The 18,397-nt window shown below is 62.8% G+C and carries 19 protein-coding genes; 9 read left to right on the top strand and 10 right to left on the bottom strand.

Going from position 1 to position 18,397, the window contains the following annotated elements:
• Positions 1-44: 44 nt before the first annotated feature.
• Positions 45-1,106, bottom strand: a complete 1,062-nt coding sequence (gene lptG, locus J4P02_RS20615; RefSeq protein ID WP_426193635.1) for an LPS export ABC transporter permease LptG — start codon at positions 1,104-1,106, stop codon at positions 45-47.
• Positions 1,099-2,217 (bottom strand): LPS export ABC transporter permease LptF, encoded by a 1,119-nt coding sequence (gene lptF / locus J4P02_RS20610; protein WP_426193633.1) that lies wholly within the window; start codon positions 2,215-2,217, stop codon positions 1,099-1,101. Before lptF ends, lptG begins: the two co-directional genes overlap by 8 nt.
• 447 nt (positions 2,218-2,664) lie before the next feature.
• Here lptF and J4P02_RS20605 point away from each other — a divergent pair, with 447 nt between their 5' ends.
• The 5 genes from J4P02_RS20605 to rlmF all read left to right on the top strand — a co-directional run bounded on the left by J4P02_RS20605 (position 2,665) and on the right by rlmF (position 9,367).
• Positions 2,665-4,155, top strand: coding sequence for a leucyl aminopeptidase (locus tag J4P02_RS20605; RefSeq protein WP_426193631.1), 1,491 nt, complete (start codon positions 2,665-2,667; stop codon positions 4,153-4,155).
• Between the two features lie 60 nt (positions 4,156-4,215).
• Positions 4,216-4,644, top strand: coding sequence for a DNA polymerase III subunit chi (locus tag J4P02_RS20600; protein WP_426193629.1), 429 nt, complete (start codon positions 4,216-4,218; stop codon positions 4,642-4,644).
• Positions 4,645-4,651: 7 nt separating this feature from the next.
• The gene (locus J4P02_RS20595; protein WP_426193627.1) at positions 4,652-5,137 is read left to right on the top strand and encodes a DNA polymerase III subunit chi; all 486 of its coding nucleotides are present in this window, start codon (positions 4,652-4,654) and stop codon (positions 5,135-5,137) included.
• 119 nt (positions 5,138-5,256) lie between these two features.
• On the top strand, positions 5,257-8,103 hold the full coding sequence (locus J4P02_RS20590; RefSeq protein ID WP_426193625.1) for a valine--tRNA ligase: 2,847 nt from the start codon (positions 5,257-5,259) through the stop codon (positions 8,101-8,103).
• A gap of 238 nt (positions 8,104-8,341) precedes the next feature.
• Positions 8,342-9,367, top strand: coding sequence for a 23S rRNA (adenine(1618)-N(6))-methyltransferase RlmF (gene rlmF, locus J4P02_RS20585; RefSeq protein WP_426193623.1), 1,026 nt, complete (start codon positions 8,342-8,344; stop codon positions 9,365-9,367).
• A 93-nt stretch (positions 9,368-9,460) separates the two neighbouring features.
• Here rlmF and J4P02_RS20580 read toward each other — a convergent pair whose 3' ends face one another.
• Positions 9,461-9,742: an HU family DNA-binding protein gene (locus tag J4P02_RS20580; RefSeq protein ID WP_003440137.1), complete on the bottom strand. Its 282-nt coding sequence runs from the start codon at positions 9,740-9,742 to the stop codon at positions 9,461-9,463.
• A 395-nt stretch (positions 9,743-10,137) separates the two neighbouring features.
• Here J4P02_RS20580 and yejK point away from each other — a divergent pair, with 395 nt between their 5' ends.
• Both yejK and J4P02_RS20570 read left to right on the top strand, forming a co-directional pair.
• Complete coding sequence (yejK, locus tag J4P02_RS20575) at positions 10,138-11,142, top strand: nucleoid-associated protein YejK (protein WP_159895925.1); 1,005 nt, start codon at positions 10,138-10,140, stop codon at positions 11,140-11,142.
• Entirely contained in the window at positions 11,142-11,528 is a 387-nt protein-coding gene (locus J4P02_RS20570) for a glutaredoxin family protein (protein WP_426193620.1), read from the top strand. Before yejK ends, J4P02_RS20570 begins: the two co-directional genes overlap by 1 nt.
• Before the next feature lie 81 nt (positions 11,529-11,609).
• On the opposite strand, the gene J4P02_RS20565 is transcribed toward J4P02_RS20570, so the two are convergent.
• From J4P02_RS20565 to J4P02_RS20545, 5 genes are all read right to left on the bottom strand, one after another.
• Complete coding sequence (locus J4P02_RS20565) at positions 11,610-12,545, bottom strand: glutathione S-transferase family protein (RefSeq protein ID WP_426193618.1); 936 nt, start codon at positions 12,543-12,545, stop codon at positions 11,610-11,612.
• Positions 12,546-12,633: 88 nt separating this feature from the next.
• The gene (locus tag J4P02_RS20560; RefSeq protein WP_426193617.1) at positions 12,634-12,939 is read right to left on the bottom strand and encodes a GIY-YIG nuclease family protein; all 306 of its coding nucleotides are present in this window, start codon (positions 12,937-12,939) and stop codon (positions 12,634-12,636) included.
• 54 nt (positions 12,940-12,993) lie between these two features.
• Complete coding sequence (locus J4P02_RS20555; protein ID WP_426193615.1) at positions 12,994-13,464, bottom strand: nuclear transport factor 2 family protein; 471 nt, start codon at positions 13,462-13,464, stop codon at positions 12,994-12,996.
• Between the two features lie 99 nt (positions 13,465-13,563).
• Positions 13,564-14,835 carry a CynX/NimT family MFS transporter gene (locus J4P02_RS20550; RefSeq protein WP_426193613.1) on the bottom strand — a complete coding sequence of 424 codons (1,272 nt, stop codon included), beginning with the start codon at positions 14,833-14,835 and terminating at the stop codon, positions 13,564-13,566.
• Between the two features lie 14 nt (positions 14,836-14,849).
• A complete protein-coding gene (locus J4P02_RS20545; protein ID WP_426193611.1) occupies positions 14,850-15,509 on the bottom strand; it encodes a FadR/GntR family transcriptional regulator in 660 nt (219 codons plus the stop codon).
• 165 nt (positions 15,510-15,674) lie between these two features.
• Here J4P02_RS20545 and J4P02_RS20540 point away from each other — a divergent pair, with 165 nt between their 5' ends.
• Entirely contained in the window at positions 15,675-15,986 is a 312-nt protein-coding gene (locus J4P02_RS20540) for a type II toxin-antitoxin system MqsR family toxin (RefSeq protein ID WP_426193609.1), read from the top strand.
• The gene (locus tag J4P02_RS20535; RefSeq protein WP_426193607.1) at positions 15,983-16,462 is read left to right on the top strand and encodes a type II toxin-antitoxin system MqsA family antitoxin; all 480 of its coding nucleotides are present in this window, start codon (positions 15,983-15,985) and stop codon (positions 16,460-16,462) included. The genes J4P02_RS20540 and J4P02_RS20535 overlap by 4 nt, the downstream gene beginning before the upstream one ends.
• 56 nt (positions 16,463-16,518) lie before the next feature.
• On the opposite strand, the gene J4P02_RS20530 is transcribed toward J4P02_RS20535, so the two are convergent.
• Together J4P02_RS20530 and J4P02_RS20525 are read right to left on the bottom strand one after the other, a co-directional pair.
• On the bottom strand, positions 16,519-17,283 hold the full coding sequence (locus J4P02_RS20530) for an amino acid ABC transporter ATP-binding protein (protein WP_426193605.1): 765 nt from the start codon (positions 17,281-17,283) through the stop codon (positions 16,519-16,521).
• 10 nt (positions 17,284-17,293) lie between these two features.
• A complete protein-coding gene (locus J4P02_RS20525; protein WP_426193603.1) occupies positions 17,294-18,391 on the bottom strand; it encodes an amino acid ABC transporter permease in 1,098 nt (365 codons plus the stop codon).
• Positions 18,392-18,397: the final 6 nt, after the last annotated feature.

Raw genomic sequence — 18,397 nt, 5'->3', positions numbered from 1 at the left:
CACAGATCGAGGCGTCGTGCCAAAAGCCTGCAAAAACCACCGAATCAGCCGGCCCGGCGCAACATCCAGACGCCGGCGACAGCGCAGATACCCGCCGGCACCAGCACCGCGAACAGGGGCGAGAAGCCGAATACCAGGCTCGATGGCCCCAGCAGGTCCTGGGCGATACGGAAGGTGAAACCCACCAGCACGCCTGTGAACACCCGCTGACCGAGGGTTACCGAGCGCAAGGGACCGAAGATAAAGGAAATCGCCATCAGCACCAGGGCCGCCGTCACCAGCGGTTGCAGGACCTTGACCCAGAACGCCAGCCAATAACGACCATTGTTCAGCCCCTGATCAGCCAGGTAATGGATATAGCCCCACAGGCCGCTGATCGACAGGGACTCCGGTGCCATCACCACGGTACTCAGCAGTTGCGGGCTCAGGGCCACGTCCCAGCGCTCGTCGGGCACGCTGATGACCTCGGTGTGCCCTTCACGGAAATAAGTGGTGGTGACGTCGGTCAGTTGCCAGTAGCTATCGTGGAAACGCGCCTGACGGGCGAAGCTCGACGACAGCATGTGCCGCTGGTCGTCGAAGTGATAGCGGGTCACGCCATACAACAAGCCGTTGGGCTGCACGGCGTTGATATGGATGAACTCATCGCCCTGGCGGTGCCACAGGCCATGCTTGGAACTTTGCGCATCCCCCGAACCCTGAGCCAGGGCGCGGCTGGCCTGGGCCTGGGTCTCGGTGGCCGGCGCCACGTACTCGCCCACCAGCACGCCCACCAGCATCAGCAGCAACATCGGCTTCATCACCGCCCAGACGATCCGCCCCACGGACACCCCAGCGGCGCGCATGATGGTCAGTTCGCTGTTGCTGGCCAGGCTGCCCAGGCCGATCAGGCAGCCGATCAGGGCCGCCATCGGCAGCATTTCATAAACCCGGCGCGGAGCCGTGAGCACTACGTAGCTCATCACGTCCATGACGGTGTAGCTGTCGGTGACGCTGCCCACCTCATCGATAAAGGCAAACAGCGAGGCCAGCCCGAGGATGATCCCCAGGACCGCGAGAATGGCCATGAACACACTGCTACCAATGTAGCGATCGAGCTTAACCACGAGCCATCTCCTTCATGCTGCGACGACTCGCCATCTTCAAGCGCAACGGTTCCCAATACATCAGCCCCAGGCCTATGGCCAGGAACAGCACATGCACCCACCACAGGCCCAGTGCAGGTGAAATCTTGCCTTTCTCCAAGGCGCCGCGCACGGCGATCAGGATGGTCAGGTAGGCCATGTACAGCAGGATCGCCGGAATCAGCTTGAGGAAGCGACCCTGACGCGGGTTGACTCGGGACAGCGGCACCGCCATCAGGGTCACGATAAACACCAGCAACGGCAGGGACAGGCGCCATTGCAGCTCGGCGCGGGCCCGCAGGTCGTCCTTGCCGATCAGGTCGGCGGTCGGCATGGCGTCGCGATCGGTAACCTCGTCGCTGACATCCGGGCGCTCCAGCAACACACCGTAGGTGTCGTACTTGATCACCCGGTAGTTGGCCTCGCCGGGGTTACCGTCATAGCGGTAGCCGTTTTCCAGGATCAGGTAGCGATTGCCATCAGGGCGGATGTCCTGATGGCCCTTCTCGGCCACCAGCACCGAGATGCCCTGGTCCTTCTTCTGCTGGTTCAGGCGCTTTTCCGAAATGAACACCCCGCCCAGGTTGGTCCGATCTTCCGACAGCTGTTCGGTGTAGGTCACCCGGGAGCCATCGTTGAGCGCCTGGAAGCGCCCGGCCACCAGGGTGTCGAACTCGGTCAGGGCGTCTTGCTTGTTCAGCAGCAACTGGAATTGATTGGCCCCCTGTGGCGCCAGGCTCAGGCTCAACCAGGCCACCAGCAAGGCCACCAGGGTCGCGGGAATCAGGGTCATGCCCAGCAAGCGCTGCTGGCTCATGCCGGTGGCCGAGAGCACGGTCATCTCGCTTTCGAGATAGAGCCGGCCATAGGCCAGGAGAATGCCGAGGAACAGCCCCAGGGGCAGGATCAGTTGCAAAAAGCCCGGCAGGCGAAAGCCCATGATCAGGAACAGCGAGCTTGGGTCCAAGGCGCCCGAGGCGGCCTGGGCAAGGAACTTGACGAAGCGCCCGCTCATGATGATGACCAGCAGCACCGCGCTCACGGCACTCAGGGTCAGCAGGATTTCGCGGGACAGATAACGAAAGACGATCAAACCAGACACTCCAGGGTTGTCAGGCTAAGGCGGCCGAACAAGCAAACGTATCGAGCCGGCCCCAGACGCAGGGCCGCCGAAAAAAGATGGCGCATTATCCTGTGATTGCGTGCGCCTGTCACGGAGGATGCTCACCGGCGCCTCTAAAGCACAGAACTTGGCCAATCCGAGGGTTGTCAGCCGCAAGCGGCGAGGTTCAAACTGGCGGCTTTGTCGTCGGCAGCATGCCAGGCTGTGTGAAAACGTCACGAGTGCAGGCAAGACAAGGCAAAAACAGGTGAGGAAGCGCAGTTTACTGGCTGTAAATGAGCATTCCGAACCTGTTTTTAACGCAGGATTGCCAAACGCAGTAGTTTTCACACGGCCTGACGCGGCGTCTTCTATATAGATAAGCCCGGTGCAGAACAGTCACCTGCACCCTTTGACCATTCATTCAGGGAACCGGACATGGAACTGGTTGTAAAAAGCGTTAGCCCGGAAACGTTGAAGACCGCCACCCTGGTGGTCGCCGTCAGCGAAGGCAGCAAACTCGGTGGTGTGGCCAAGCAGCTCGATGAACTCAGCGGTGGCGCCATCAGCGCCGTGCTCAAGCGTGGCGACCTGACCGGCAAGGTCGGCCAGAGCCTGCTGTTGCACGGCGTGGCCAAGCTCAAGGCCGAGCGCCTGCTGCTGGTGGGCGTCGGTAAGGAAGGCGAACTGGGCGACCGCCCGTTCCGCAAGATCATCAGTGGCGTGCTCAATACCCTCAAGGGCCTGGGCGGCAGCGATGCCGTGCTGGCGCTGGACGAAGTGGCAGTCAAGGGTCGCGACAGCTACGGCAAGACCCGCCTGCTGGCGGAAACCCTGGTGGACGGTGGCTACGTATTCGACCGCTACAAGAGCCAGAAAGCCGAACCCCGCGCCCTGAAGAAGATCACCCTGCTGACCATCAAGGCCGCCCAGGCCGAAGTCGAGCGCGCTGTCACTCACGCCCAGGCTATCGCCAACGGCATGGCCTTCACCCGTGACCTGGGCAACCAGCCACCGAACGTCTGCCACCCGACCTACCTCGGCGAGCAGGCCAAGGCCCTGGGCAAGGAGTTCAAGGGCCTGAAAGTCGAAGTGCTCGACGAGAAAAAGATCAAGGAACTGGGCATGGGCTCGTTCTATGCCGTGGGCCAGGGCAGCGACCAGCCGCCACGCCTGATCGTCATGCAGTACAACGGCGGCAAGAAGTCTGAGAAGCCGTTCGCCCTGGTGGGCAAGGGCATCACCTTCGACACCGGCGGCATCAGCCTCAAGCCGGGCGCCGGCATGGACGAGATGAAATACGACATGGGCGGCGCCGCCAGCGTGTTCGGCACCCTGCGCGCAGTACTGGAACTGCAACTGCCGATCAACCTGGTGTGCATCCTGGCCTGTGCCGAAAACATGCCCAGCGGTGGCGCCTCGCGCCCTGGCGACATTGTCACCACCATGAGCGGGCAGACCGTGGAAATCCTCAACACCGACGCCGAAGGCCGCCTGGTGCTGTGCGATGCCCTGACCTACGCCGAACGCTTCAAGCCTCAGGCGGTGATCGATATCGCCACCCTCACCGGTGCCTGCGTGGTAGCCCTGGGCGCCCACACCTCGGGCCTGTTGGGCAACAACGAGGAACTGATCGGGCAACTGCTCAGCGCCGGCCAGCAAGCCGACGACCGCGCCTGGCAACTGCCGCTGTTCGATGAGTACCAGGAGCAACTGGACAGCCCGTTCGCCGACATCGCCAACATTGGCGGGCCGAAGGCCGGCACCATCACCGCCGCCTGCTTCCTGTCGCGCTTCACCAAGAACCTGAACTGGGCCCACCTGGATATCGCCGGCACCGCCTGGACCAGCGGCGGCAAGGACAAGGGCGCCACCGGCCGTCCGGTGCCCCTGCTGACCCAGTACCTGCTGGACCGCGCCAAGGCCTGAAAACCGTGACCACAGTGGGCGCCGCTTGAATGCGGCGCCCACTGCGGCTCAGGAACCCCAATGACCAAAGTCGACTTCTATATTCTTCCCAGCGCGGACCCTGCGGCGCGCCTGGATTTTGCCTGCAAGCTCACCGACAAGGCCTGGCGTATGGGCCATCGCATCTACCTGCACTGCAGCGATGAGGCACAGCGCGACGAGTTGGACGCACGCCTGTGGAGCTTCAAGGGCGAGGCCTTCGTGCCCCACGGCCCGGCAGAAAGCCAGCCTGATGGGCTGATCGTCCTCGGCCTCGGCCAGGACCCGGGCGAGCACCACGACCTGCTGGTGAACCTGGACCTGAACGTCCCCTCCTTCGCCCAGCGCTTTGCCCGTATCGCCGAGGTGGTGGTGGAAGACCCGGCTATCCGCCAGGCGGCCCGCGAGAGTTTCCGTTTCTATCGCGAACAGGGCTATTCTCTGCAAGATCACCGATTACAGCGACTCTGAGCACCCGATGGACACTCCCAACCCGCTGCAAAAGTCCGCGCACCTGCTGGACGACCTCGAATCGATCCGCAAGCTGCTCGGCGATGAAAACCTGCAACCGCCGCTGCTCACCGAAACCGTGACCAGCGAAGGACAAATCCCGCTGTTGTTCGACATGGTGGGCAACCCGCCAGCCACCCGCGCCGAACCCCGCGCCGCGGCTCAGGCCAGCGCCCAGCCGGCCGCCACCCCAAGCGTCAAGCCCGAACCGGCTCCAGCTCCCGTCCAGGCCCAGGCCCCCACGCCCGCCCCGACTCCGGCAGCCCCGGCCAAACCTGCCACCAGCAACGGCGACGCCCTGCTGCACCTGGACAGCGAACTGCGCGCCGCCGCCCAGTTGATCATGCAGGACGTGATCGACGACTTCGCCCCGCATATCGAAACCGAGATCAAGCGCCGCCTCGATGCCCGCCTTGAGCGGCTACTCGCCGCAGCCACAAGCAACAAACCATAAGCCACACGCAACAGCCGGGCCGGGCCATCTTGTCGCTTGCCGCTTGTGGCTTGCTGCGGCCCCCCTCCGCTATACTTGCCGGCTTTTCCTGAATAAATGCCAATAGGGTCCCGCCGCGCATGGATAAGACCTACCAGCCGCACGCCATTGAAACTTCCTGGTACCAGACCTGGGAGTCCGAGAATTACTTCGCCCCGCAAGGCGCGGGCGACTCCTACACCATCATGATCCCGCCGCCGAACGTCACCGGCAGCCTGCACATGGGCCACGGCTTCAACAACGCGATCATGGACGCGCTGATCCGTTTCCGCCGCATGCAGGGTCGCAACACCCTGTGGCAGCCGGGCACCGACCACGCCGGTATCGCCACGCAGATGCTGGTGGAGCGCCAGATCGAAGCCCAGGGCCAGAATCGTCACGATCTGGGCCGGGAAAAATTCCTCGAGAAAGTCTGGGAATGGAAGGATCAGTCCGGGGGCAATATCAGCCGCCAGATCCGCCGCCTGGGCTCTTCCGTGGATTGGAGCCGCGAGCGCTTCACCATGGATGACGGTCTTTCCGAAGCGGTGAAGGAAGCCTTCGTGCGCCTGCATGAAGACGGCCTGATCTACCGCGGCAAGCGCCTGGTGAACTGGGACACCAAGCTGCACACGGCGATTTCCGACCTCGAAGTGGAAAACCACGACGAGAAAGGCTTCCTGTGGAACCTGAAATACCCCCTGGCCGACGGCGCCAAGACCGCTGAAGGCAAGGATTACCTGATCGTCGCCACCACCCGTCCGGAAACCATGCTCGGTGACTCCGCCGTCGCGGTGAACCCTGAAGACCAGCGCTACAAGGCCCTGATCGGCAAGTTCGTCGAGCTGCCCCTGGTAGGCCGGCGCATCCCGATCATCGCCGACGATTACTGCGACCCCGAATTCGGCACCGGCTGCGTGAAAATCACCCCGGCCCACGACTTCAACGACTATGAAGTCGGCAAGCGCCACAACCTGCCGCTGCTCAATATCTTCGACAAGAACGCCGCCGTACTGCCGGCCTGCCAGGTGTTCAACCTGGACGGCAGCCTCAACGAGAGCATCGACGGCAAGATCCCGGCCGAGTACGTGGGCCTGGATCGCTTCGAAGCGCGCAAACAGATCGTGGCCGCCTTCGACGCCGCCGGCCTGCTGGTCAGCGTCGACGACCACGCGCTGAAAGTGCCGAAGGGCGACCGCTCCGGCACCATCATCGAGCCGTGGCTCACCGACCAGTGGTACGTCTCCACCAAGCCCCTGGCAGAACCTGCCATTGCCGCCGTGGAAGACGGCCGCATCGCCTTCGTACCCAAGCAGTACGAAAACATGTACTTCTCCTGGATGCGCGATATCCAGGACTGGTGCATCAGCCGCCAGCTGTGGTGGGGCCACCGCATTCCGGCCTGGTACGACGAGTCGGGCAAGGTCTATGTCGGCCGTGATGAAGCCGAAGTACGGGCCAAGCACAACCTCGGCCCGGACGTTGCCCTGCAGCAGGACAACGACGTGCTCGACACCTGGTTCAGCTCGGGCCTGTGGACCTTCTCCACCCTGGGCTGGCCGGAGCAGACCGAGTTCCTCAAGACCTTCCACCCCACCGACGTGCTGGTCACCGGCTTCGACATCATCTTCTTCTGGGTCGCGCGGATGATCATGCTCACCATGCACCTGGTGAAGAATGAGGACGGCACGCCGCAGGTTCCGTTCAAGACCGTGTACGTGCACGGCCTGGTGCGCGATGGCCAGGGCCAGAAGATGTCCAAGTCCAAGGGCAACGTGCTGGACCCGCTGGACATCATCGACGGCATCGACCTCGAAACCCTGGTACAGAAGCGCACCACCGGCCTGATGCAGCCAAAACTGCAGAAAGCCATCGAGAAGCAGACCCGCGCCGAATTCGCCGACGGCATCGCCAGCTACGGCACCGACGCCCTGCGTTTCACCTTCTGTTCCCTGGCCACCACCGGTCGCGACATCAAGTTCGACATGGGCCGCGTCGAGGGCTACCGCAACTTCTGCAACAAGATCTGGAACGCCGCGCGCTACGTGCTGGACAAGGGCGAGGACTGCGGCCAGAACGGCGAGGCCTACGAGCTGTCCCTGGCGGATCGCTGGATCATCTCGCAGTTGCAGCGCACCGAAGCCGAAGTCACCCGCCAGCTCGACCAGTTCCGCTTCGACCTGGCCGCCCAGGCGCTGTACGAGTTCATCTGGAACCAGTACTGCGACTGGTACCTGGAACTGTCCAAGCCGGTGCTGTGGGACGAGAACTCGCCAGTGGAACGCCAGCGCGGCACCCGCCGTACCCTGGTGCGCGTACTGGAAGTGGCCCTGCGCCTGGCCCACCCGTTCATGCCGTTCATCACCGAGGAAATCTGGCAGCGCCTGGCGCCGCTGGCCGGAGCCGAAGGCAAGAGCATCATGCTGCAGCCATGGCCTGTGGCCAATGAAGCACGCATCGACCAGGCCGCCGAAGACGACATCGAATGGCTCAAGGGCCTGATGCTCGGCACCCGCAATATCCGCGCGGAAATGAACATCGGCCCGGGCAAGCCCCTGACCCTGTTCCTGAAGAACGCCGGTGAACAAGACCTGCGTCGCCTGGCCGAGAACGAAGCCCTGCTGAAGAAACTGGCCAAGCTCGAATCCATCACCGTGCTGGGCGCCGGCGACGAAGCGCCGCTGTCGGCCACCGCCCTGGTGGGCGAGATGGAGGTGCTGGTGCCGATGGCCGGCCTGATCGACAAGGGTGCCGAACTGGCGCGCCTGGACAAGGAAATCCAGCGCCTGCAAGGCGAAGTGCAACGGGTCGGCGGCAAGCTGTCCAATGCCTCCTTCGTCGACAAGGCCCCGGCCGAAGTGATCGAGAAGGAACGCGCCAAGCTGGCCGAGGCCGAACAGGCCCTGGGCAAGCTGGCGGAGCAGCACGCACGGATTTCCAGCCTGTAACGGCAATTCGCGCGAAGTGAAAAAGGGAGGCCCGCAACGGCCTCCCTTTTTTATTCGCCCACTCGTCTGCGCAGCAGATGCAACTGCGTTGGCAGAGAGCCGTGAAATTCCGAATGGGGCCGCGATGCGGCTCAACGGGAGCAAGCTCCCTCGCCACGGCAAACTTGTAGCTTGAAACTTACCGCTGCTCCTGTGGGACAATGCCCGCCTTCCTTGAACCACCCCCGAATCTATCCCCATGACCGCCCCCAGCACACCCAAGCCACCGCGCAAGAAACCCAAGCCTGCCACCCCGGCCAAGGCCGTCGCGCCCCGGGAAAAGGCCAGCCTGCACCCGCGCAATCGCCATCAGGGGCGCTACGACTTCCCGCAACTGATCAAGGGCACCCCGGAGCTGGGGCAGTTCGTGATCCTCAACCCCTACGGCAAGGAAAGCATCGACTTCGCCGACCCGGCCGCGGTGCGGGTGTTCAACCGCGCCCTGCTCAAGGCCTTCTACGGCATTGCCCATTGGGACATCCCGGCGGATTTTCTCTGCCCGCCGGTGCCCGGTCGCGCCGACTATGTGCACTTTCTTGCCGACCTGCTGGCCAGCCACAACCAGGGCCAGATCCCTCGCGGCGCGGCGGTACGGGTGCTGGATATCGGGGTCGGTGCCAACTGCATCTACCCGCTGCTGGGCCATAGCGATTACCGCTGGCACTTCCTCGGTTCGGACATCGACAGCACCGCCCTGGCCGCGGCCAAGGCGATTGTCCAGGCCAATGGCCTGACCAAGGCCATCAGCCTGCGCCAGCAGAGCAACCCCAAGCAGATCCTCAGTGGCCTGCTGGAGAGTGCCGAGCGCTTCGACCTGACCCTGTGCAACCCGCCCTTCCACGCCTCGCTGGACGAAGCCACCCGCGGCAGCCAGCGCAAATGGCGGGCCCTGGGCAAGGCCGATCCCAAGCGCAAGCTGCCGGTGCTGAACTTCGGCGGCCAGGCCCGTGAGCTGTGGTGCGAAGGAGGCGAGATCCGCTTCGTCAGCCAGTTGATTGCTGAAAGCGCCGGCGTCGGCCAGCAGGTGCTGTGGTTCAGCACCCTGGTGTCGAAAGCCGCCAACCTGCCGGGGATCGAAAGCGCGCTGAAAAAAGCCGGCGCCCTGGAAAGTCAGGTAGTGGAAATGTCCCAGGGACAGAAACAGAGCCGCTTCGTCGCCTGGACCTTCAAGGACAAGGCACAGCAACAGGCCTGGAGCCAGGAGCGTTGGGGCAAGAAGAGCTGAGAGGCGGGAACTTCAATAACGATTCACCTTGCGTGAATCGGTGTCACACAAACCGTGCCCGGAGAACTTCTGAGCACGGTTTCACTGCAAGTATTACTTGTTCACAGCGTCGGTCAGGCCTTTAGCCACAACCAGCTTGATCACTTTCTTGGCAGCGATTTCGATGGCAGCGCCAGTCGATGGGTTACGGCCAGTACGGGCAGGACGCTCGGTCACTTTCAGTTTGCCGATGCCTGGCAGAGTGATTTCGCCGCCATTTTCCAATTGATCAGCAACGATCTGAGCCAGTTGGTCCAGGGCGTTACGCGCGGTGGTTTTTGGCGCGTCGATGGCTTCAGCGATATCGGCGATCAGTTGGTCTTTAGTAATAGCCATTATGGTGTTCCTTCCCTATCAATTTCATTTGGATTGCAGAGTGCAGTGTCAGCCATCGAGCCAGGTCTTGTGGATCTGGCACCCCGGTTACAACCACGACAGATCGGGGTTATAGATACCGAAATCAGGGTTTGGTTCGACCCGACAAATGCTGAATGCACGCTTAACGCAGAGACACCGCGTAAGACGGGGGCAAAACTAGCACACAGGCGGGGAAATATCCGCCTCTACCTAGCCATTTGGTCAGCTTTATTGAGCTAAATCGGTAAAAAATTGCATAACCTTTACCAACCGGCCGTTGATCACCCGGCAAACCGCGCCAAAACCAGCGGGTGCGGTACACTGGGCACTTTTTCGGGGAGCCCGCCCTCCCCCTTCAACCAGCCGAGAAGCCCATGCCGATCCGTCATTGCATCGTCCACCTGATCGACAAGAAACCCGACGGCAGCCCCGCAGTTCTGCACGCCCGCGATTCCGAACTGGCGGAGTCCGCCGCCATCGAGAACATGCTCGCCGACCTCAACGAAAGCTATAACGCCAAGCAGGGCAAAGCCTGGGGCCTGTTCCATCCCGAATCCGGCGCTTTCCCCTTCAGCGGCTGGCTCAAGGAGTACCTGGACGGCGGCCAGGATTTCACCGCCTTCAGCCGGGTGGCGGTGGAACACCTGCAGAAGCTGATGGAAGAATCCAACCTGTCGGTGGGCGGCCACGTATTGTTCGCCCACTACCAGCAGGGCATGACCGACTACCTGGCCATTGCCCTGCTGCACCACAGCGAAGGCGTGGCGGTGACCGACCAGCTGGACGTGACCCCGTCGCGGCACCTGGACCTGGGCCAACTGCACCTCGCGGCGCGCATCAACGTCTCTGAGTGGCAGAACAACAAGCAGTCCAAGCAATACATCTCCTTTATCAAGGGCAAGAACGGCAAGAAGGTCTCGGAATACTTCCGCGACTTCATCGGTTGCCAGGAAGGCGTCGACGGCCCCGGCGAAACCCGCACCCTGCTCAAGGCCTTCAGCGACTTCGTGGAAAGCGAGGACCTGCCGGAAGATTCGGCCCGGGAGAAGACCAAGACCCTGGTGGACTACGCCAGCAGCCAGGCCAAGCTCGGCGAACCCATGGGCCTGGAAGAACTCTCGGAACTGATCGACGAGGATCGCCCCAAGGCGTTCTACGATCACATCCGCAACAAGGACTACGGCCTGTCACCGGAAATCCCTGCAGACAAACGCACCCTCAACCAGTTCCGCCGCTTCACCGGCCGCGCCGAAGGCCTGTCCATCAGTTTTGAAGCCCATCTGCTGGGCTCGAAGATCGAGTACGACGAAGAAGCCGGGACCCTGATCATCAAGGGCCTGCCAACCCAGCTGACCGACCAGCTCAAGCGCCGCAACTGATGCTCCAGGGGGTTCTGAAGAAGTTCCTGCTGATTTTGCTGGTGGTGGTGATCTACCAGCACTGGGGCAAGATCGAGCGCCTGTTCAACCCCTCGGCGGTGGTCAGCGAACAGATCCGCAGCCAGGCCCGGGTGGTGCTGTACGCCACCGACTGGTGCGGCTACTGCAAGGCCACCCGGCGCTTTCTCGACCAGAAGGGCATTCCCTTCAAAGAGTTCGATATAGAGAAAGACGCCGAAGCGCGCCAGGCCTACAGCGCCCTGGGCGGTGCCGGGATTCCGATCCTCGACGTCAATGGCAGGCTGATTCGCACCTACGACCCCGACGCCATCATGGCGGCGCTGCAACCTCAGGCGCAGGGGACAGCGGCCCCTACTCAACCCTGATCACGCCTACGCCGGCAAGCGCAACGCCGTCCGGCCAACAAGCCAGTTACCCGCCAGCCGGCCAGTCGGGGGCGCCGTCCGTCATTGCGCCTGGATTCGGAAACCCATTCGCGGGAAGTGCACATGCACCACCCCGGCACGTGGGTCCTCGCGCCGCAGGATCAACTCTTCAGCGCCGACGAACAGCAACTCGCCCGCTACCGGATCAACACCGTAGTCGGTCGCGGCAATCAGCACCTGCTGGCCCGCCTTGAAGCCGTTGGGGTCGACAAACTGCTCCTCCGGCAGCGGCGCCGGGGTCGAGCGCCGAGCCACGTCCAGGGCCTCTTCGGCGCTCATTTCGCTGAAGGCGCCATGGCCAAAACCCAGTACCCGCGCCAGCCAGGCACTGACCGCCGGGTACTCATCCACCAAAGGTGCGGTGACTGGAGTGGCCTTGAGGAACCACAGCGGATGAGCCAGGGCGATATCGGCAATCGATGGCTGGCCAAACAGGAAGTCTCCGGGCTCACGCTGCAGCTGCTGCTCCAGGCGCGCCATGATGGTCGGCCATTGGTGCTTGGCCACTTCCAGCGGCAAGCGGCTGGCACTGCCGCCACTGAACAGCCCGGCGCGATCGGCCATAAAGGCCTTGAGCGCTTCCGGTGGCAGTTTGCCAAAACGCACGGCGGCGGATTCAGGCTGGAACACCAGGGTCACCGCATGCTGGAACACCACCGAATCGACCCAGGCGGCGAAGATCGCACTGGTCATTTCCTGGCCTTCAGGAAACAGCGCCGGCGAAGCCTTTTCCTGCTCCAGGCGACGGGCGATCAGCGCCGTGTCGCAATAGATATCGGCGCCCACCTGCAGTACCGGGGTCTTGCGATAGCCGCCGGTCAGGGCGGTCAGGTCAGGCTTGGGCATCACCGGGGAAATCTTTACCGAACGCCAGGACAGGCCCTTGAAGCCCAGCAGCAAACGGGCTTTTTCGGCGAAAGGCGACGTTGGGTAATGGTGCAGGATCAACTCAGACATGCTCAGGGTCCACCAGAGAAGGGAGAGGGCTGAGCTTAGCCTGCAATGCAAAGCCGGCCTACGGCCCGTTGCAGCGAGAACCCATCAGTCAGATGGATACAGCGGCCAGCGCCGAGGCCACCAGGCACTCCTTGGCGCTCTTTTTCAGCTTCTTGATCAGCCGCTCCTGGCGCAGGGCTTCGCTCTTGTCCCGACAGGCCTCGGTGTAGACCAGGGCCACCGCCGGGCTGGACAGGAAGAAGCGCGCGCCCTTGCCACTCTGGTGCTTGGCGAAACGCTTGAGCGGATCGTCACTGATGCCGCAGTACAGGGCGCCGTTGGCCGCTCGAACCAAATAGACGAACCAGGGCTTGGCGCTAGCGGGGCTGGCAAGGGATGGATCGGGGGTGCTCACGGATGCAATCGCGGCCTGTGGAGAACAAGCCGCGATCTTAGCAGAGGATGGCTTTCAGCGACCGCTCTGGAAGGCCTTGAGGCCCTTGCGCGCCTGGGCCCGGACGGCGTTTTTCAGCAAGGGCGTCCAGCCCAGCAGCAGGCCCTTGGCGCCCAGGGCCTGACGGGCCCAGCGCCACATAGAGAAATGGTCGTGATGCTCGCAGATCTTGCCGTCGCGGAACACGAAGCGCGCCTGGATATCGTTGACCACGGTGTTGCCGGTCTGGCTGAACAGGTAGGTGGCGACCCAGTGCGCGCCACCTGCGCGCTCGTCGGCATGCACCTGGTCGAAGGTCAGGGAGAAATCCTTGGCGCGGGTGGTGAGCATGCGCCACATGTCGCCGGCATCACGCCCGCGCAGCTCGCCGAAAGCCGGGTCACTGAACACCACGTCCTCGGTGTAGCAAGCGCTCATGGCCTCGGCATCCAGGCGCTGGAAGGCCTGGTAGAACTCGCTGATCAGGGCGCGGTGGGCATCACTCATGGACAGGCTCCAAAAAGACATAGAAATGCCAGCACCATAATCCGCGAGCCGACAGAACACTATCGGCATTTACCGGGCAAATACCCCCACTGAAGCGATTCAGATCTTCTCGCTCTGCACCTGGACATAGAGCGCGCGACCGGCGCCCAGCCCGGCGATGATCGCACCACTGCCCAGCACCGCGAAAATCCAGCCCACAGCGTTCCAGCCGCCGGTCCAGTCGTGCACCAAGCCCACCGCAAATGGCCCCATGGACGCCAGGGTGTAGCCAATGCCCTGGGCCATGCTCGACAGGTTGGCCGCCACATGGGTATCCCGCGAGCGCAGCACGATCAGGGTCAGGGCCAGGCTGAAGGTGCCGCCCTGCCCCAGGCCCAGCAGGATGGCCCAGCCCCACAGGCCATCGAGCGGTGCATACAGGCAGCCGAACAGGCCGCCCAAGGTCATCAGCATGACGATCACTATCGCCAGGCGCTGGTCCTTGCCGCGGGTAGCCAGCCAAGGGGCCGCCAGGGAACTGGCCAATTGCACGATCACCGAGCCGGACAGCACCAGCCCGGCCTGGGTCGGGCTCAGCCCACGGCCGATAAGGATCGACGGCAACCAGCCAAAGACGATATAGGCCAGCGAGGATTGCAGGCCCATATACAGGGTCACCTGCCAGGCCAGGCGATCATGCAGCAGCCCCCGCACGCGATAGGCCACATGATGGGCGCCGTGTTTTTGCCCCACCTGAGGCAGCCAGAACAGCGCCGCGACCAGCGCCGGCACCACCCAGAAGCCCAGGCCCAGGGCCCAATTGTCATCGAATGCATGGCTGAGGGGCACCGTGGCACCGGCGGCCATGGCCGCGCCCAGGCACAGGGCCATGGTGTAGACCCCGGTCATGGTGCCCGCGTGCTTGGCAAAGTCGCGCTTGACGATGCCCGGCAACAGCACGCCGATCACGCCGATGCTGGCCCCCGCCAGGATGCTTCCGGCAAACACCCCGAACTCACCGAAGGAACTGCGCAGCACAATGCCCAAGGCCAGGGTCATGAGGATGCCCAGCACCACCCGTTCGGCGCCAAAACGCCGGGCCAGCAGCGGCGCCAACGGCGCGAACAGCCCCAGGCACAGCACCGGCAACGTGGTCAGCAGGCCAGCCTTGGCCGCCGACAGGCCCAGGTGGTGCGACACCTCACTGAGCAGCGGTGCCATGCTCGACAGCGCCGGGCGCAGGTTCAACGCCACCAGGATCAACCCCAGCAGCAACAGCCAGGGACGACGTAAAGGCGGTGGCGCCTGCTGGACTTCTTCGTCATCGGCCTCGGCGTCGATCAGCAACTCTGGAGGCGACAGGGCATTCGGGGGTACCGGGTGCTTGGACATGGAAGGCTCGGGGGTCAGGTTTCGTTGATCAACTGGCGGGAAAGGTGCTTGGCGCGCTCGGCATCGCCCTGCTCGATGGCATCCAGCAGGTGCTGATGGCGATCGAAGACATCCTGGCGCCGGGGAGTCGCGGCCAGGGTCTGGCGCAACTGGGCCACCAGCACACTGGAGAAATAGCGATACAGCTGGCTCAGGGTCGAGTTGTGGGCGGCGTCCACCAGGCGCTGGTGAAACACCAGGTCACAGGCAATGTAGCTTTCCAGGTCGCCATGAAAATGCCCGCTGCTGGCCTGCAAGGCGCTGCTCAAGCCTTGCAGGTCGGCCTCGGTACGGCGCAGGGCCGCCAGGCCTACCGCCTCCACTTCAAGGATCTGCCGGGTTTCCCGGGCCTGCTCCAGGGAGCATTGGGACAGGGCCTGGAGCATGTCCAGGGGGTCGGCCACGGCCCGCAGGTAACTGCCGTCGCCCTGGCGAATTTCGATCAGCCCGGAAAACGCCAGCACCCGCATGGCTTCGCGCACGGTATTGCGGCTGATGCCCAGCTCGCTGGCCAGTTCCGGTTCGGTGGGCAGGCGTTGGCCGACGCTCCAGGCGCCGTTGTTGATGCGCTGGCGCAGTTGCTCCAGGGCCTGGTCGACCAGGGATCTTTTGATCAGGGGGGAAATTTCGCTCATTGAACTCACTCTTTCATCCAATCATCGGATGAATTGCCCGACATGGTATTCAGGCTTTTCCGAGAGATCAACGCTTTAGGCTTGAAGAGGCACTTTCGCCCTCTCGAACAGGCCTTGACAAAAAACCCTATAAGGGTAATTTCAAGCCAGCTTTAAAGGTGTCTTATGGAAAAGAAAACACCTCATTACGACCTCGCAGCGATCAAGGCACAGGTCGTTCGACACGGAGCTCGGGCCTTCACCCGCAGCGCATTGCAATGCGGCAGGCAACTCGGGTTGTCACTGGCCGACATGCAGCGGGTCATCGCCGAACTGCAAATCGGCATGTTCTACAAATCGATGACCACCTACGGCGATCATCGAATCTGGCAGGACGTGTATTACCCCCGCTTCGAGCACCGCAGGCTCTATATCAAGGTCACCTACCGCCCCGGTGCAGGGCCGCCAGTGATCTCCTTCAAGGAGGCAGAAAGATGAAACGACAACAGTGCTTCAACTGCGGCGCCCCGGCCGGCATGCGGCCATTCGAGCAGCGCAGCGAGCTCATCGAGTTCCGCCACATGCAGCGTCACCTGCACGACCTGGCCGGCTGGGAATGCCAGGAATGCGGCGAGATAGAGTTCGATGCCGCCAGCGCAGAACGCTACGCCGCCGCTGGCGACCAGTTGCTCGAGGATTACCGGCAGCAGGTAGCCGTAGATATCAAGCGCATCCGCCGCAAGCTGCACCTCTCGCAGAAGGAAGCGGTCAGGCTGCTGTCCGGCGGAGGGCACAATGCCTTTTCCCGCTACGAGCGCGGCGAAGTCAACACTCCCCAGCCGCTGTACATGCTGCTGCGCCTGCTGGACCGTCATCCACAGCTGATGAAGGATGTGCTGGAGCTGAGCGAGCCACAAAAGGTTACCGCCGCCAGCGATGAGCCCGCGCCGCCGCTCGGTGCCGCCGGCGGCTGAATGCCAGGCAAAAATAAACCCGGAACCAGTCCGGGTTTATTTTCAGCGCATCAGGATCAATGCAGGATCTGGCTCAAGAACAGCTTGGTGCGATCGTTCTGCGGGTTGTCGAAGAAGTCGTTCGGCGCCGCCTGTTCGACGATCTCGCCCTTGTCCATGAAAATCACTCGGTTGGCCACGGTGCGGGCAAAGCCCATTTCGTGGGTCACGCAGAGCATGGTCATGCCGTCTTCGGCCAGGCCGATCATGGTGTCCAGTACTTCTTTCACCATCTCCGGATCGAGGGCCGAGGTCGGCTCGTCGAACAGCATGATCTTGGGCTTCATGCACAGCGCCCGGGCAATCGCCACCCGTTGCTGCTGGCCACCGGAAAGCTGCCCCGGGTACTTGTTGGCCTGCTCCGGAATGCGCACCCGCTCCAGGTAGTGCATGGCGATTTCCTCGGCCTTGCGCTTGGGCATCTTGCGTACCCACATCGGTGCCAGGGTGCAGTTCTGCAAAATGGTCAGGTGCGGGAACAGGTTGAAGTGCTGGAACACCATGCCCACTTCGCGGCGAATGGCTTCGATCTGCTTGAGGTCGTTGGTCAACTCCACGCCGTCCACCACGATACGCCCCTGCTGGTGTTCCTCCAGGCGATTGAGGCAACGGATGGTGGTGGACTTGCCCGAGCCCGAAGGCCCGCACAGCACGATGCGCTCGCCCTGTTTGACATTCAGGTTGATGTCTTTCAACACATGGAACTGGCCGTACCACTTGTTCACGCCCTGCATCTGAATAATGCCTTCAGGGCCCACAGGCTTTTTGTTCGCTTCACTCATGGAGGTACTCCTAACGCTTGTGGCCTGTGTCCAACTTACGCTCCAGATGCATGGAGTAGCGGGACATACCGAAACAGAAAATCCAGAACACCAGGGCCGCGAAGACATAGCCTTCGGTGGCCATGCCCAGCCATTTGGGGTCGGCGGCGGCTTGCTTGACGCTGTTGAGCAGGTCGAACAGGCCGATGATGATCACCAGGCTGGTGTCCTTGAACAGGGCGATAAAGGTGTTGACGATGCCGGGAATCACCAGCTTCAGGGCTTGCGGCAGAATCACCAGGCCCATCGCCCGCCAGTAGCCCAGGCCCATGGCCGCGGCCGCTTCGTACTGGCCCTTGGGAATCGCCTGCAGACCACCACGCACCACCTCGGCCACATAGGCCGACTGGAACAGGATCACCCCGATCAGCGCCCGCAGCAGCTTGTCGAAGTTCATGCCCTCGGGCAGGAACAGCGGCAGCATCACCGAGGACATGAACAGCACGGTGATCAACGGCACCCCGCGCCAGAACTCGATGAAGGTCACGCACACCACGCGGATCGCCGGCAGGTTGGAACGCCGTCCCAGGGCCAGCAGGATGCCCAGGGGCAAGGCCCCGGCAATGCCCACGGTGGCAATCACCAGGGTCAGCATCAGGCCGCCCCACTGGCTGGTAGCGACATTGCTCAAGCCCAGGTAGCCGCCATGCAGCAGGGTGTAGGCAACCAGCGGATACCAGACCAGAAAGGCCAGCCCGTAGATCGCCTTGCGCGGGAAACGCGCGATAAACAACGGCGCCACGCCAATCACCGCCAGCCACACGGTCAGGTCCACTCGCCAGCGCAGTTCCACCGGGAAGTAGCCGTACATGAACTGGCCGAAACGCTGCTGGATAAACACCCAGCAGGCGCCGTCCTTGGTGCAGTCGGCGCGGCTGGTGCCAACCCAGTTGGCGTCGAGAATCGCCCAATGCAGCAACGGTGGCAGCACCAGGTAGATCAGGTAGAAGGCGAACAGGGTCAGCAGGGTGTTGAGCCAGCTGGAGAACATGTTGGCGCGAATCCACGCCAGGGCACCGATACTGCTGCCGGGCGGCGGCATATCGGGCTTGAAGATATGAGTCGTCATGGGCGC

It is taken from the genome of Pseudomonas sp. NFXW11 (genome assembly GCF_049887815.1).
In the GTDB taxonomy this organism is placed as follows: Bacteria; Pseudomonadota; Gammaproteobacteria; order Pseudomonadales; family Pseudomonadaceae; genus Aquipseudomonas.
This window is presented reverse-complemented; position numbering and strand designations above follow the sequence as displayed.